General features: G+C 66.2%; 14 protein-coding genes. 10 read left to right on the top strand and 4 right to left on the bottom strand.

All coding sequences use genetic code 11. From position 1 onward, the window contains the following. Positions 1-32: 32 nt before the first annotated feature. The gene (gene xseA, locus AC6H0N_RS11315; protein WP_497574212.1) at positions 33-1,412 is read right to left on the bottom strand and encodes an exodeoxyribonuclease VII large subunit; all 1,380 of its coding nucleotides are present in this window, start codon (positions 1,410-1,412) and stop codon (positions 33-35) included. 369 nt (positions 1,413-1,781) lie between these two features. Here xseA and AC6H0N_RS11310 point away from each other — a divergent pair, with 369 nt between their 5' ends. The 10 genes from AC6H0N_RS11310 to AC6H0N_RS11265 all read left to right on the top strand — a co-directional run bounded on the left by AC6H0N_RS11310 (position 1,782) and on the right by AC6H0N_RS11265 (position 10,390). Next, a complete protein-coding gene (locus AC6H0N_RS11310) occupies positions 1,782-2,738 on the top strand; it encodes a TAXI family TRAP transporter solute-binding subunit (protein ID WP_497574211.1) in 957 nt (318 codons plus the stop codon). A 94-nt stretch (positions 2,739-2,832) separates the two neighbouring features. After that, positions 2,833-3,240, top strand: coding sequence for a DUF1850 domain-containing protein (locus AC6H0N_RS11305; RefSeq protein ID WP_497574596.1), 408 nt, complete (start codon positions 2,833-2,835; stop codon positions 3,238-3,240). Then, positions 3,237-5,249 carry a TRAP transporter permease gene (locus AC6H0N_RS11300; protein WP_497574210.1) on the top strand — a complete coding sequence of 671 codons (2,013 nt, stop codon included), beginning with the start codon at positions 3,237-3,239 and terminating at the stop codon, positions 5,247-5,249. The genes AC6H0N_RS11305 and AC6H0N_RS11300 overlap by 4 nt, the downstream gene beginning before the upstream one ends. Before the next feature lie 70 nt (positions 5,250-5,319). Continuing rightward, positions 5,320-5,928: a MotA/TolQ/ExbB proton channel family protein gene (locus tag AC6H0N_RS11295; protein WP_497574209.1), complete on the top strand. Its 609-nt coding sequence runs from the start codon at positions 5,320-5,322 to the stop codon at positions 5,926-5,928. After that, the gene (locus AC6H0N_RS11290; RefSeq protein ID WP_497574208.1) at positions 5,925-6,347 is read left to right on the top strand and encodes an ExbD/TolR family protein; all 423 of its coding nucleotides are present in this window, start codon (positions 5,925-5,927) and stop codon (positions 6,345-6,347) included. The genes AC6H0N_RS11295 and AC6H0N_RS11290 overlap by 4 nt, the downstream gene beginning before the upstream one ends. A gap of 25 nt (positions 6,348-6,372) precedes the next feature. Beyond that, the gene (lpxK, locus tag AC6H0N_RS11285; protein ID WP_497574207.1) at positions 6,373-7,383 is read left to right on the top strand and encodes a tetraacyldisaccharide 4'-kinase; all 1,011 of its coding nucleotides are present in this window, start codon (positions 6,373-6,375) and stop codon (positions 7,381-7,383) included. After that, entirely contained in the window at positions 7,364-7,564 is a 201-nt protein-coding gene (locus AC6H0N_RS11280) for a Trm112 family protein (protein ID WP_497574206.1), read from the top strand. Before lpxK ends, AC6H0N_RS11280 begins: the two co-directional genes overlap by 20 nt. Then, complete coding sequence (kdsB, locus tag AC6H0N_RS11275) at positions 7,561-8,325, top strand: 3-deoxy-manno-octulosonate cytidylyltransferase (RefSeq protein WP_497574205.1); 765 nt, start codon at positions 7,561-7,563, stop codon at positions 8,323-8,325. The genes AC6H0N_RS11280 and kdsB overlap by 4 nt, the downstream gene beginning before the upstream one ends. A gap of 77 nt (positions 8,326-8,402) precedes the next feature. Beyond that, entirely contained in the window at positions 8,403-9,056 is a 654-nt protein-coding gene (adk, locus tag AC6H0N_RS11270) for an adenylate kinase (protein WP_497574204.1), read from the top strand. 92 nt (positions 9,057-9,148) lie between these two features. Next, complete coding sequence (locus AC6H0N_RS11265) at positions 9,149-10,390, top strand: 6-phosphofructokinase (RefSeq protein WP_497574203.1); 1,242 nt, start codon at positions 9,149-9,151, stop codon at positions 10,388-10,390. Here AC6H0N_RS11265 and AC6H0N_RS11260 read toward each other — a convergent pair. From AC6H0N_RS11260 to AC6H0N_RS11250, 3 genes are read right to left on the bottom strand one after another with little or no spacing between them, the layout of a single operon-like run. Next, entirely contained in the window at positions 10,378-12,456 is a 2,079-nt protein-coding gene (locus AC6H0N_RS11260) for a TonB-dependent receptor family protein (RefSeq protein ID WP_497574202.1), read from the bottom strand. The two genes, AC6H0N_RS11265 and AC6H0N_RS11260, sit on opposite strands and share 13 nt — an antisense overlap. Before the next feature lie 45 nt (positions 12,457-12,501). Continuing rightward, entirely contained in the window at positions 12,502-14,523 is a 2,022-nt protein-coding gene (locus AC6H0N_RS11255; RefSeq protein WP_497574201.1) for an LTA synthase family protein, read from the bottom strand. Further along, positions 14,520-15,203 (bottom strand): class I SAM-dependent methyltransferase, encoded by a 684-nt coding sequence (locus AC6H0N_RS11250; protein WP_497574200.1) that lies wholly within the window; start codon positions 15,201-15,203, stop codon positions 14,520-14,522. Before AC6H0N_RS11250 ends, AC6H0N_RS11255 begins: the two co-directional genes overlap by 4 nt. Positions 15,204-15,262 lie beyond the last annotated feature (59 nt).

Genomic DNA, 15,262 nt, shown 5'->3' with positions numbered 1-15,262 from the left:
AAAACCCGACCATTCTAGTGGGGAAAACCGCGTCAAGACAAATTCGTGGCTGGTGTGTCGTCGTTGCCGGTGGTGCGCACCTCGGCCTCGATGCGTCCGTGTGCGACTTCGATCGACAGCGCTGCGCCCGGCGACACTGCGCCCGCGTTGCGCACGATGGCGCCGCCGGCGTCGCGAGTGATGCTGAAGCCTCGTGCCAGCGTCGCGGCCGGGGAAAGGGCTTCGAGCCGCGCGGCCAGCGCCTCCAGCCGATCCTGGCGGGGCGGCGCAATGCGGCTTGCAGCCAGCTGCAGCCGCTCGGCGAGGCGTCGGTGCAGCAGCGCAGCGTCTGCTAGGCGCGGGCGGGCAGCGCGCAGACGCTGGTCGAGCGTGGCGGCGCGGCCGCGCTCGCGATCGATGAGTCGGCTTAAGCCCTGTGTCAGCGCTTGCCCGAGCCGTTCGGTGCGCTCTGCTGCATGTGCCAGCCGCTCGCGCGGATGCACCAGGCGCAACGCCGCGCGGTCGAGTCGCTGCGTCGCGGTGTTGAGGTGTTGTTCAAGGCTGCGCTGCAAGCTGCGCTGAAGCGTGTCCAGCTCGGCTGCGGCAGCGTGGTAGCCGGCGCTGGCCAGCTCGGCAGCCGCGGTCGGCGTCGGGGCGCGCAGGTCGGCAGCGAAATCGGCAATGGTGAAGTCCGTCTCGTGTCCGACGCCGCTGATCACCGGCACTTTGCAGCGGCGGATGGCGCGCGCCAAAGCTTCGTCGTTGAAGGCCCAAAGGTCTTCCAGACTGCCGCCGCCGCGCACGACCAGCAGCGTCTCGATGCCGTCGCGGGCGACACGCCGCGATGCGCTGTCGACGGCCTGTGCCAGCAGCGCGGGCGCGCTGTCACCTTGCACCGGGGCCGGATAAAGCACGATCTCGATGCCCGGTGCGCGGCGTGCAAGCGCCGCCAGCACGTCTTGCCAGGCGGCTGCGGCGGGCGAGGTGACGACGCCGATGCGACGCGGATAGCGTGGCAGCGCGCGCTTGTGCGCAGCGTCGAACAGGCCCTCCGTTTCGAGCTTGAGCTTGAGCTTGAGGAAGGCTTCAAACAGGTTGCCGGTGCCGTCCGCGCGCAGGCCGTCGATGGCCAGCTGGAAGTCACCGCGCGGTTCGTACAGTGTGACGCTGGCGCGCGCCTCGACGCGCATTCCGTTGTCCAGCCGGAAGGGCAGCGCCTGCGCGCGGTTGCGCCACATGGTGCAGCGGACCTGGGCGTTTTCGTCTTTCAGCGTGAAGTACAAATGGCCTGATGCCGGACGAGCGAGGTTGGATACCTCACCGACGACCCGCAGCAGCGGGAAGCCGCGTTCGAGCAGTTTGCGCGCCTGCTGGTTCAGGTCGCTGACGCTGAGCGCGGTGTCGGCGACGGGCGAATCGGGGATGTCATGCATCCGCGCATTCTAACGGGCTGCAAGCGCCGCATTTGTCGCCGGAAGTCCTTGGTAAACAACGGGGTTTTGCAAGCAATTGATTTTGCTGTGAATTCCAGTTTTGCGCAAAGATGAGGCGAGTCGGGCAAGGGCTTGATCGAACCGGGATTTTTGTCCTTGTGCCCGAATCTTCCACAAACTTGTCCACAGCTTTTGTGGATATCCCTGGCGTCGGCCGAAATGATCTGCGGATATCACGGATTTGATGCCTGCCTCCGTATGTTACGGTTGCCGCGTGCTCGCCAGCCCGCAAGGCGGTCCGGCGGGGCACGGGGGGATAAAAAAAACGCACCGGGCGCCTCCGCGTCCGCCGCAGACAGGAGAACCAAAATGAAGATCGGTCGCATTCTGTGCGCTTCGGCGCTGGCGCTGATGGCGCCGCTCGCCGTAGCGCAAAGTCAGCTGTCCATTGCCACGGGCGGCACGGGGGGTACTTATTACCCGCTCGGCGGCGGTATTGCTGAGCTGATCAACAAGCACATGCCGGGCTACAAGGCTGTGGCGGAAGTTACCGGTGCCTCGGTCGAGAACATGGGGCTGATCGCGCGCCGTGACTCTGACGTTGCTTTTGCGCTGGCCGATACGGTCTATCAGGCCTACAACGGCACGGGTCGTTTCGATGGGCGCAAGCTGCCGGTGCGTGCCATCGCGGCGGTGTATCCGAATGCCGTGCAGATCGTCACGCTGGGTGACTCGGACATCAAGTCGCTGCAGGACCTCAAAGGCAAGCGCGTGTCGGTTGGCGCGCCGGGTAGTGGCACCGAGGTCAACGCCAAGGCGCTGCTCGAAGCCAACGGCCTCAAGTACGAAGACATGACGGTGCAGCGTCTGAACTTCAACGAGACCGCCGACGCACTGCGTGACGGGCAGATCGATGCCGGGTTCTGGAGCGTTGGTCCCCCGACCAGCTCCATCCTCAACCTTGCCGCCACGCGCGACATCAAACTGCTGTCGCTGACGGCCGAAGAAGTCGCCAATGCGCGCAAGGCCGAGCCGGTGTTTGCCGCCTACACGCTGCGCAAGGGTACCTACGACAAGGTCGGCGACGTGGCTACCATCGGCATTCCCAACGTGCTGGTGGTCAGTGCCGAGATGTCCGACGAGGTGGCGCACGCCATCACCAAGCTGATCTTCGAGAGGACCGCGGATCTCGTCGCCATCCACCCGGCAGCCAATGACACCACGGTGGAATTCAGTCTCGGTTCTTCGCCGATTCCGCTGCACCCGGGCGCCATCCGCTACTACGAGGGCGCCGGCCACAAGGTGCCGGACAACCTCAAGCCCTGAGCCTGAAGGGGCGCCGCTCATGCTCAAGCGGTGCTGCGCCCTGTGGCTGCTGTGTTGGACGGGCTTCGCTCAGGCGGAGCCCGTCTTGCTTGAAGTGGCGGATTCATCGGGTATCGTGTCGCAGCGTTTTGCCTTGCAGGCGGAGCAGCGCTGGTGTCTGTTGTGGAACCATTCGGTGGCCGGCTTCACCGTGCGCGACTGTTTTGTCTGGCGACCGCCGCAGCTGCTGCTGACCGACAGTCACCAGCCCGATTTCGCTGCCGGCTTGGGCCATATCGAGGGACGCGGGGTACAGCGCAGTGACGGGGCGGGAGGCTATGTCATTGACGGCATCGACCAGCCGCTGGTCGGTAACCGCTTGCCCTTGCGCGTGGGCTCGCAGGCCGTGAATCACCGTATTGAAATCGACGGGCGCGTGCATTCGCTGAGTGCCGCGCACGCCGGTGAGCGAATTGAATTGAGGGTGGCCAGGCCGGCCGCCGCTGTGGAGTCAGCCCAATGAATGAAGAGCGAGCGTCGCCCGTCACGGAGTTCGCCGCAGGTCCGCCGCAGCCGCGTCCGATCCTGTGGCTGATCACGCTGGTGGCGGTCGCGCTGTCCTTGTTCCAGCTCTATACCGCCGGCTTCCAGACGCTGGGGCTGTTCTATCAGCGCAGCATCCATATCGCCGCGATCATGATGCTGGCCTTTCTGATGTTTCCGCTGTTCGGGCAGCGCGAATGGTCGGTCAAGGGCGTGGCCGGTGCGCTGATCGACGTGGTGTTCTTCGGCTGTGCCGTGCTGACCGGCGCCTATCTGAGCATCAACCTCGACGACATCATCAACCGCGCCGGTTTCTGGAACACCACCGATATCGTGGTTGGCAGTATCGCCATCGTCACGGTGCTGGAGGCCAGTCGCCGTGCCGTCGGTCTGGGGCTGACCGTGATCGGCATTGTTGCCGTGCTGTATGCCTTTGCCGGCCCGCGGGGCGAGCTGCCGTGGCTGGGCGAGTGGTTGCCGGGCATCCTGGCGCATCGTGGCTACACCTTCGACCGCGTGGTCGGACAGCTCTACCTCGGGCAGGAAGGCCTGTTCGGCTTGCCGCTGGGCGTCGCGGCGACCTTCATTTTCGTCTTCGTGCTATTCGGCGCCTTTCTGGAAGTGACCGGCGCCGGGCGTTTCTTCATCGATCTGGCCTATGCCGCCACCGGGCGCCAGCGCGGCGGGCCTGCCAAAGCGGCGGTCATCGCCTCGGCCGGCATGGGCTCGATCTCGGGCAGTTCGATCGCCAACGTCGTCACCACCGGCGCCTTCACCATTCCGCTGATGAAGCGGCTGGGCTACAGCCGTGAGCAGGCGGGTGGGGTGGAGGCCGCGGCCAGCACCGGCGGCCAGATCATGCCGCCGCTGATGGGTGCCGGCGCCTTCCTGATGGCCGAATACACGCGCGTGCCCTACATCGACATCGTCAAGGTCAGCATCCTGCCGGCGATCATGTACTTCGCCACGGTCTATCTGTTCGTGCATCTGATTGCGGTCAAGCAGGGCATGAAGGGCCTGCCGGCATCCGAGCTCCCGACGGTGCGTGAGGTGATGCGTTCGGGCTGGTACTACCTGATTCCGCTTGCCGTGCTGATCTATCTGTTGGCCTTGCACACCTCGCCGATGCGGGTGGGCTTTTACGCCGTGACCTCGGTTGCGGTGGTGGCCGCCATACGCCATCTGACGTGGGCCTTCTGGCAGGGGCCAAAAGAAGGCAAGCCGGTCAGCGGCGCGATGCTTGGCGGCTTGATGGTCAAGGCCGGGCAGGGCCTGATCCACGCATTGTCGCTGGGCGCGCGCAACGCCGTGGCGGTGAGCATGGCGTGCGCAGTGGCCGGCCTCATCGTCGGCGTAGTGGGGCTGACCGGGCTGGGTTTGAAGTTCTCGTCGATGATGATGGCCTTTTCGGGCGGCAACATCGTGCTGGCGCTGCTGATGGTCATTATTGCCAGTCTGATTCTGGGCATGGGGCTGCCGGTGACGGCGGCCTACATCGTGCTGATCGTGCTCGTCGGGCCCGCGCTGACCACCGAATTCGGCATTCCGCTGCTGATCGCCCACCTCGTGGTGTTCTGGTATTCGCAGGATTCCAACGTCACCCCGCCGGTGGCGCTGGCGGCCTTTGCCGGGGCGGCAATCGCCGGCGGCAAACCGATGGCCACCAGCGTGCAGGCCTGGAAGTTTGCCAAGGGGCTGTACCTCATCCCGTGTTTCATGGTGTTCAACCCCGAACTCATCATGGGCGGGCCGTGGCCGATCGTCTTGTGGACCGTGATCATCGCCTTTACCGCGCTGGCTGCTTTTGCCGCAGCGCTGGAGGGCTATCTGTTCGGGCCGATGGATGTCGTCTCGCGCCTGCTCATCGTGCCGGCCGTGATCGCCATCTTCTGGCCCAGCTTCACCGTTGAAGTCGCCGGTTTCGTCGGCATGGTGCTGGTGCTGGGCTTCAACTGGTGGCAGTCGCGTCGCCATCCGGTTGCGACATGACGCCGGCACCCTTGCCGTTCGGGGGTGCGGGCGCTAGAGTGGCCGCTTTCCGATTGGGGAGCATGCGCGCGTGATCGCGATCATCGAGGCATCCGGTTGGCCGATCTGGCCGCTGTTGTTCACGTCCATCATCGCTGTGGCGTTGATCATTGAGCGCTCCATCACCTTGCGCCGCGTCAAGGTGGTGCCGCCCGACCTGCTCGAAAAGGTGCTCGACGACCTTTCCCGCAACGGCGCCAGCCCCGGCATGGCCGACCGGGTGGCGGCGCATTCGCCGCTCGGCCGCGTGCTTGCCGCCGGCCTGCGCAACGTCAACAGCTCGCGCGAGATCATGAAGGAAGCCATTGAGGAAACGGGTCGCGCCGTGGCCCATGATCTGGGCCGCTACATGACCACGCTGGGCACCATCGCCGCGGTCAGTCCGCTGCTGGGCCTGTTCGGCACCATCATCGGCATGATCGACATCTTCGCCTCGCAGGGTGCTGGCGGCGCCAACCCGCAGCAGCTCGCGCAGGGCATCTCGATCGCACTCAATACCACCGGCTTCGGCCTCATCATCGCCATTCCCGCAACCATTTTCTGGCGCCACTTCCGCGCGCTGGTCGATACCTTCGTGATCGACATGGAGCAGCAGGCCATCCGTCTCGTGGAGGTAGTGCACGGCGAGCGGGCGCGATGAATTTCCAGCGCGGCGTTCAGCATGAGCAGCCCGAGGTCAGCCTGATTCCGCTGATCGACGTGGTGCTCGTGATCATCATTTTCCTGATGCTGACCACCACCTTCACGCGCATTTCCGGCCTGCAGATCAACCTGCCGACCGGCGATGGCGAACCCACCGAGATTCAGCCCAAGGAAATCTCCGTGGCGGTCACGCCCGACGGTGACATCCTCGTCAATGGCAGGGCCGTTGGCGGCCGCGACGTGGTATCGATTGCCAAGGCGCTGGGCCAGGCCGTGCCGACTGATGACGCCAACCCCATTGTCGTCATCAGCGCCGACGCCCGCGCCACGCACCAGAGCGTGATCGACGTCATGCAGGCTGCGCAGCGCGCCGGTCTGCCGCAGATCACCTTCGCGATCCAGACGCCGGAGCAGTGAGGCCGCGCGTGTCTCCGCATTTGGCATGAGCGCCCAACGCCCGCGTTACTGGAGTCGTAGCGGTGGCGTTGCGCTGCTGCTTGTGCCGTTCTCCCTGATCTTCATGCTGCTTGCTGCCGTGCGTCGCGCCCTGTATCGCGCCGGCGTGCTGCGCGTCGAGCGTTTGCCGGTGCCGGTCATCGTCGTCGGCAACATCGCCGTCGGCGGCAGTGGCAAGACGCCGGTCGTGGCGTGGCTGGTCGAGGCGCTGCGGGCAGCCGGCTTTCACCCGGGCATTATCAGTCGCGGCTACGGCGGCACGGTCGAATCGGTCGCGGTTGTGCCGGCCGATGGTGACGCTGCGCGTTTTGGTGATGAACCGGTGTTGCTGGCGCGGCTCACCGGCTGCCCGCTGGCGGTCGGCCGTGACCGTCCGGCGGCCGGGCGCGTCTTGCTGGCGGCCCATCCGCTGGTCGATGTACTCGTTTCGGACGACGGTCTGCAGCATTACGCGTTGGCGCGCGATGTCGAAATCATCGTGGTCGACGAGCAGGTCATGGGCAATGGCTGGCGCCTGCCGGCCGGGCCGCTGCGCGAAGGCCTGAGCCGTCTGGCGCAGGCGGATCTGGTAATTGCCCACGGCGAACTGTCCTCTGCTCTGCAGCAGGCAGCCGGCAAGGTGGCCGTTGCCCAGATGCAGCTCAGCGGCGAAACGTTGCAGCGCATCGACGGTTCGGAGCAGCGTCCGCTGACCGCATTTTCCGGCCGGCGCGTGCATGCTGTGGCCGGCATCGGACGCCCGCAGCGCTTCTTCGATCAGCTGGCGGCGGCCGGGCTGGAGGTCGTGCCGCACGCGTTTCCCGATCACCACGCCTATACCGCGGACGACCTGGTGTTCGACGAGGCGGCGCCGAAAGTCCTGACCGCCAAGGATGCGGTAAAATGCGCCGCATTCGCGCCATCGGACACGTGGGTCTTGCCGGTGGTCGCAAGCATCGACGCGACCGCGTCGCAACGCATCGTGGAGAAGCTGACGCATGGAATCCCGCCTGCTTGATATCCTCGTCTGCCCGCTGTGCAAGGGGCCGCTCGAAACCCTGCGCGAGGAGCAGGAACTTGTGTGCAAGGCCGACCGCCTGGCCTTTCCGATCCGTGATGGCATCCCCGTGATGCTCGAGGACGAAGCTCGCGCCATGACCGCCGAAGAAGTCGAGGCGGTGCGGAAACGCGGCGCATGACCGTGTTTCGCGTTGTCATCCCGGCGCGTTTCGCTTCCACGCGACTGCCCGGCAAGCCGCTTGCTGACATCTGCGGCAAGCCGATGATCGTGCGTGTAATGGAGCGTGGCATCGCCTCCGGCGCGGCCGAGGTGTTGGTCGCAACCGACAACGAGCAGGTACTGGCCAGCGTGCAGGCGGCGGGGGGCGCGGCAGTCATGACGCGCGCCGATCACGTCAGCGGCACCGACCGGCTGGCCGAGGTGGTCGAAGCGCGCGGCTGGAGTGACGACGACATCGTGGTGAACGTGCAGGGCGACGAGCCTTTGATCGACGTCGCGTTGATCCAACTGGTTGCCGAGACGCTGGCGGCCGACGCAGACGCCTCGATCTCGACCGCTGCGCACCCGATTCACGACGCCGAGAGCTTCTTCAACCCGAACGTGGTCAAGGTGGTATGCGACGCGCGCGGTCATGCGATGTATTTCTCGCGCGCGCCCATTCCCTGGGCGCGCGACGATCTGGCGCAGACGCGGGCCGAGTTGCCGGCCGGCTTGCCGGTGCTGCGCCATGTCGGCATCTATGCCTATCGCGCGGGCTTTCTGAAGCGCTACACCCGGCTCGCGCCGTCGCCGCTGGAGCAATGGGAAGCGCTGGAGCAGTTGCGGGCGATGTGGCACGGTCACCGCATTGCGGTGCGTGTGGTCGACGAGGCCCCGGCCGCCGGGGTGGATACCCCGGAAGATCTGGCGCGTGTACGCGCCGTTTTCGCACAGGAATAAGAACCGGTGGCCGCCTTGAGCGGCCGGCGGAAATACAACGTGGCCGCAAGAGGCGGACCGCGCAACAGGGAGGTTGTATGCGACTGATTCTTCTCGGACCGCCGGGCGCCGGCAAAGGCACGCAGGCCGGTTTCATCAAGGAGCGCTTCGGCATTCCGCAGATTTCCACCGGTGACATGCTGCGCGCCGCCGTGCGCGAAGGCACACCCTTGGGCCTCGAAGCCAAGAAAGTGATGGATTCCGGCGGTCTGGTGTCCGACGACATCATCATCGGGCTGGTCAAGGACCGTCTGACGCAGGACGACTGTGCCAACGGCTACATGTTCGACGGCTTCCCGCGCACGATCCCGCAGGCTGACGCGATGAAGGACGCCAAGGTTGCGCTCGACGTCGTGCTGGTCATCGAGGTGGATGATTCCGAGATCGTCGAGCGCATGAGCGGCCGCCGCGTGCACCCGGCCTCGGGCCGCACCTACCACGTCAAGTACAACCCGCCGAAAGTGGCCGGCAAGGACGATGTCACCGGCGAGGACCTGATCCAGCGCGACGACGACCGCGAAGATACGGTCAAGAAGCGCCTTGAGGTCTATCACGCCCAGACCAAACCGCTGGTCGAGTACTACACGCGCTGGTCCGAGTCGGGCGACGCCGCGGCGCCGAAGGTGCGCAAGATCGCTGGCGTCGGTGCCGTCGACGAGATCACCAAGCGTGCTTTCGATGCACTGAAGTAAAGGCGCGTTCCGCGGGCGTAGTCAGACCCGTGGGCAGCGTATGTGCCATTCGGCAGGGCGTTTCAGCCCTGCCGTTTTCTTGATGCGATGCGATGAAGAATCTGCTGTACGCCCAGTCCGGCGGCGTCACCGCCGTCATCAACGCCAGTGCCGCCGGGGTCATCGAGGCCGCCCGCGCCAGCGGGCAGATCGGCCGCGTGCTGGCCGGGCGGCATGGCCTGGTCGGCGTGCTGGACGAGGCCTTGTACGACACGACGAGCCTGAGCGCCGATGACGTCGCGCGGCTTGGTCGCACACCCGGCGGCGCCTTCGGCTCAAGCCGACTGGACCTGCCGGAGGCGCAGGACGATCCGGCCTCGTACGACCGGCTGTTCGCGGTGCTGACCGCGCACGACATAGGCTGGCTGCTCTATAACGGCGGCAACGGTTCGATGCATACCGTTGCGCAGATTGCGCGTGAGGCGCAGCGGCGCGGCTTCCCGCTGGTCACCGTGGGTGTGCCGAAAACCGTCGACAACGACATCGAAGGCACGGACTGCTGCCCCGGCTTTGGCTCGGCTGCGAAGTACGCCGCCACCTCGATGCTTGAAGCGGGAATGGACTTGCGTGCGATGGCGAGCCGGGTGGGGCGCGTGTTCGTGATGGAGGTCATGGGCCGCAACGCTGGCTGGCTGGCCGCTGCCACCGGGCTGGCACGGCGCAGCGAGGACGACCCGCCGCACATCATTCTGCTGCCCGAGGTGCCGGTGGATCGCTCGCGGCTGCTGGCCGAAGTCGAGCGGACGGTGGCGCGCATCGGCTATTGCGCCATCACGGTGTCCGAAGGCGTTTCGTGGGCAGACGGCATGCGCGTGATGGAACAGAGCATTGACGCCAAGGGCTATGTGCAGCTTGGCGGGGCAGGGCAGACCATCGCCCGGCTGATCAATGCCGAGCTGGGCTACAAGCACCACTGGGCGATTCCCGATTATCTGCAGCGCGCGGCCGGCCATCTGGTGTCCGCCACCGATGCGGCGCAGGCGCGCGCGCTGGGCGCGGCGGCGGTGGAGTATGCGCTGGCGGGGCGCGACGGCATGATGCCGGCCATCCGCCGACTTGCTGATATGCCGTACCGCTGGGACATCGTGCCGGTTTCTGCCGACCAGGTCGGTAACCGCGAGCGTCTGGTGCCCGCGCACTTCATTCGCGACGACGGCTTGCACATCACGCCGGCCGCGTTGGCGTACCTGCGTCCCTTGATTGAAGGCGAAGTGGCGGTGGCGTTCGACGGCGGCGTGCCGGATTGGCGCGGCTTCGATCTGCCGCAGCTTGCCCCGAAGCTTCAGAAGCCGTAACGCAGGCTCACGCCTGCATACCAGCTGCGTGTGGGGCCCGGCTCGTAATAGCGGCCCTGCGCCTGACCTACGATCACCGACGAGACGTACTCGCGGTCGAATACGTTGTCGAGCCGCAGCATCTGTTCGAACACCCACGGTCCGCGCTGGTGCTCCGCGACCACAGCCAGATTGAGCAGGGTGTACGCGGGTGCCTTGTGAGCGCTGTCGCGGTCATTCACCGTCATGTTGCCGCGACGCAGCGCCTCGGCTGAGAGCGTTACGCCGTGCGCGGCTTGCCAGGCCAGCTCCAGCGAGGCGTTGAGTCGTGGCACGCCGGGCAGGCGATTACCCGCCGGCACGGTCGTGCCGCCGCTGCTGAAGCTCGCCGCATATTCCGCTTCCATCCAGGTCAGGGTGCCGCGCAGGTTTAGCGTCGGTGTCAGGTCGGACTCCAAAGCCAGTTCCAGTCCGTGACGGCGTGTGCGCGCCGCGTTGGCGTAACTCGTGCGCCCGCCGGACGACTGAGCAACGACCAACTCGTTTTTGGTACGCACCGCGAAAAGCGCCGCATTGAAGCGTGTTGCGGTGCCAAGGAAGGCCTTCGCCCCGACTTCCAGCTGACGACTGGTGGCGGGCTGCAGATCGAAGTTGAAGCCGCCGCCCGCGCCGGAGTACGACAACTCGCCGAGCGTCGGGGTCTCGAAGCCGGTGCCGGCGCTGACATACAGATTCAGTGCCGGATGTGCCTTCCACAGCACGGCCAGCGCTGGCGTGGCACGGCGAAATGTGACGCCGCCAGAATCGTCGCCATTGCTGCCCGTGATGTAGTCGTCCTCCACCCGGAACTTCACCGTGCTGTGCCGCAGGCCGGCGGACCACTGCCAGTTGCCGCGCTCCCACACGGCCTGCACATACGGGTCGCTGCGAGTCACGGTATTGCGCTCGTCGCGGCGCAGCGCGCCACGCACGCCGAGCGTGGCGCCGACAAAGTTCTCGTAGCCGCGCCGGTCGTCCACCGAGCGCTCTAGATCCAGCCCGCTCGATATGGTCAGTTCGCCGCCGGCCAGCGCGGCGACGCGACTCCAGCGCAGGCCCGCACCGTGGAAGTTGCGATCGAAGTCGATCACGCCGCCGGCGCTGCGTTGGTCTGTCTGGGCCGCCGCCGGAATCGACAGAAACTGCACCACCGAGCGCTGCCCGGCCCAGGCTTGCAGGTTCACGGTATTGGCGCCGATGCGTTCTTCCAGGCGCAGGCTGGTCTGGCGGTGGGTGATGGATTTGCGGGTGCGAAAGTCGCGCGCCGGCGCCTCGACCGCGCGCGGATCACGCCGGAAGGTTTGCCAGCTGAGGCCCTGAGGGTCTTCGGTGAAGGGCTGGCGCAAGCCGCTGGCGAGCAAGGTAATGCGGCGCCCCGGCGTGCCGGTGAAATCGAGGCGGGCGAAAGCCTGATCGCGCTGCACCGCGCTGTGGCGACGAAAGCCGTCGGACTCGAAGCGCGAGGCGTTGGCGCGCCAGGCAAAGCCGTCGCGCACGCCGTCGGCGCCAATGCGCGTGCGGGTCGTGCCCCAACTGCCGGCCGTGAAGCCGCCGCCCAGAGTGGGCGGCCCGTCGCCCGGGGCGGAGAACAACTGCACGACGCCACCCGAGTGGTTGCCGTACAGCGTCGCGAACGGGCCGCGCAACACTTCAATGCGCTCGGCGCTGTCCAGGTCAAAGGTGGCCAGCTGTCCCTGGCCGTCAGGTGTGCCGGCCGGGACCCCGTCGGCGAGCAGCCGCAGGCCGCGCACGCCAAAGGCCGAACGCGCACCGAAACCGCGGATCGACAATTGCAGGTCCTGCGCGTAGTTGTGGCGATTGGCGACGTTCAGGCCGGGCACGCCCGAGAGCAGTTCGGAGGTGTCGATGCCGGCTCGGCTGCGTAGCTGCTGCGGCACGTCGATCCGGTCGATGGCTAGCGGAGTGTCGAAACTGTCCTGCGCCTCGGGCGTGCCGGTGACGACGACTTCGGGCAGGCGAGCCTCGTCGGCCAGCGCGAGGTGGCAGAAGAGCAGGGCCGGCGAGAGGATGTTGCGGCGAACGGGCATGGGCGGCGATTCATCAGCTTCGCCGATGGACCGTCGCCGCGTCTGTCAGTTCTCGTCCGGCAGACGATAGCGCTGTTCGCGATACAGCCACGAGGGCAGCAGCGCGTGTGCCAGAGCGCGCAAAGCGCGCGGGTCGTCTGCGCTGAGCGGGCGATCTGCGCCAAGCTGTTTGGTCACGGGGTCGTAGCGCGCCGCCACCGGCGACTGTTCGGCGCGCAGCACGGTCAGTTCATGACCTTCCATGAAGCCGTAGTTCTGCTCGTACTGCATCATCGCGCGGCCCGGGTGTCCGGCCGGTTCGGCAGACAGATCGCGGCCGATCATCGGCGTGTCGGTCGCCACCCCCATCAGCGACAGCACGGTCGGGCCAAGATCGATCTGGCTGGCCACCGTCTTGAGTCGGCGCGGCTGGATGTCGGCACCCAGAATCAGCCCCGGAATGTGAAAGCGCTCGACCGGGATCAGTGTGTCGCCGCGTACGCGGATGTCGTGGTCGGCGACGACCAGGAACAGGGTGTCCTTCCAGTAGGCGCTGGCCTTGGCCTGTGCGAAGAAGCGCCCCATCGCCCAGTCGGCGTATTTGACTGCGTTGTTGTCCGTGGCCTTGGTGGCGTCATGCAGATCGATGCGTCCGTCGGGGAACTCGAAGGGCGAATGGTTGGACGAGGTGAACACCAGCCCGAAGAAGGGCTTGCCGGATGCTTGGTGCTGGCTGAAGCGTTCGTGTGCCTTGTTGAACAGGTCTTCGTCCGAGACGCCCCAACTGCCCGTGAACACGGGGTTGTCATAATCCTTCTCGTCCACCACGGACTGGAAGCCGTTGCCGGTAAAGAAGCTGCGCATGTTGTCGAAGTGCGATTCGCCACCGTAGATGAACTCGGTATGGAAGCCGCGACGCTGGAGCGTTTCGGCCAGCGAATAGAAGTTCTGCTGGGCCAGCGACAACTTCACCGCGGCCTGCGCCGGGGTGGGCAGAAAGCCGCTGGTGACGGCTTCGATGCCGCGCACCGAACGCGTACCGGTGGCATACAGCTGCTCGAACCACCAGCCCTCGTGCTTGAGCTTCTCCAGCTCGGGCGTGACCGGCGCGCCGCCGAGCGATTCGACGAAGGTCGCTCCCAGGCTCTCCTGCAACACGATGACCAGATTCAGCGGCTTTTCGCGCTGGCGCGTCGGCGTCAGGGTGTTGAGTGTGGGAATGTCGTCGGACAGCCACTGGTGTGGCGCACCGCCAAAACGTCCGGCCATGTCGCGCACGTTGCGCGTGATCTCGTCGCTCGTCATCAAACCGTAGATTTCGCTTGAGCGCGCCTCGTCCCGCATGCGATAGGCCTCGTAGGTCACCGACCACGCGGAGTTCAGGATCAGGCTGTTGACCATGGTGTCCGGCGTAAGCGCGAACAGTGCCGGGTTGGCCGGGCGGTGGTCGAGCGTAGAACGCACGCCAAAGGCCACCAGCAGTACCGCCAGCGGCCAGCTCAGCAGTACGGCCCAGGACGGCCAGCTGGAGGCCTGCCGGCGCCACGGGCGGAGCAGATGGCTGGTGAGCCATGTCAGCGCTACGGTGGCCAGCAAGCCGCCGGCCACTTCCAGCTTGTAGCCGCCCCACAACATAGACATGACCTCGCGCGGGTACTTGAGGTACTCAAGCAGGAAGCGGTTGGGGCGCACGCCGTATTCCTGGATGAATGGCGGCGAGGCGACTTCGAGGAACACCAGCAGGGCCACGGCTGCGATGACCCACACGCGGGTGAACGCCTGCCAGAGCGGCCACACGCGGTGCACCGAGAATAGCGGCAGCACCACGACCGGCAGGAAGGCAAGCAGGCTCAGCTGGATGATGTCTACACGCGCGCCCTGGACCAGCATGGTCTCCCAGATGCCGGTCGCCGCAACGCGCTCGGACTGCCACAACATCAGCGCGATGCGCGAGGCGGACAGCAACACCAGCCCGATTGCGTAGAACGCCAGCAGCGGCGCGTAAGGCCCGGCCCACGCAAAGAACCGCCACGGGCCGGTGGTGGCCGGGCTGCCGGCTGCTCCGTGGAAGGTGCCGCTGAGGCTCATGACGCCTTCTTGCGCAGCACGTAGCTGCGCCACATCGCATAGCGCGGCAGGAAGTCGATGCGCGAGACGATGTCGAAGCCCGCGGCGGAGAACTCGGCTTCGGCGACTTCGGCCGGGATGATGAAGCGGTTCTGATAGCTACGTGCGCGGCGCCGCTGTTCGAGCAGCCGACGGCGCCACGCTTTGAGGTTGCCGTCTACCCACATCGACAGGATCAGGGTGTCGCGCGAGACGCGGTGCATTTCCCGCAGCATCCGCTGGCGGTGTTCGGCTTCTCCGACGTGGTGGATCAGGCGCATGCAGAACACGCTGTCGACCGAGGCGTCGGGCAGGTCGATGGCGAAGGCCGAGGTCTGCATGGTCTGTACCCGCTCGACCACTTCCGGCGCCTGCACGCTGCGCGCGACGGCGAGCATGTCGTGCGAATTGTCGGCGCCGATGATGACCCGCTCGGGGTGCTCGGCCAGCACCGGCCAGAAGCGGCCGGCGCCACAGGGGAGGTCGAGCACAAGTTGCGGCTCACCGGCCACGCGCAGCGCCTTGCGGGCGATCTGCATGTCACGCCAGTTCGACAAGCGGCGGAATGCGCCGGCCTGGTGCTTGCGAAAGTATTGGAGCGCATGCTCGCGGCTGTACTTGCCGGAGAACGGCAGATTGACGCTTGAAGTGCTGTCCGACATCAGGCTCTCGCTACATTTTTCAATGCGCCCAGCCTAGGCGGGGGTGCGTCAAACGCCTG

The organism is Pseudazoarcus sp. NS34, from assembly GCF_059703725.1.
This window is presented reverse-complemented; position numbering and strand designations above follow the sequence as displayed.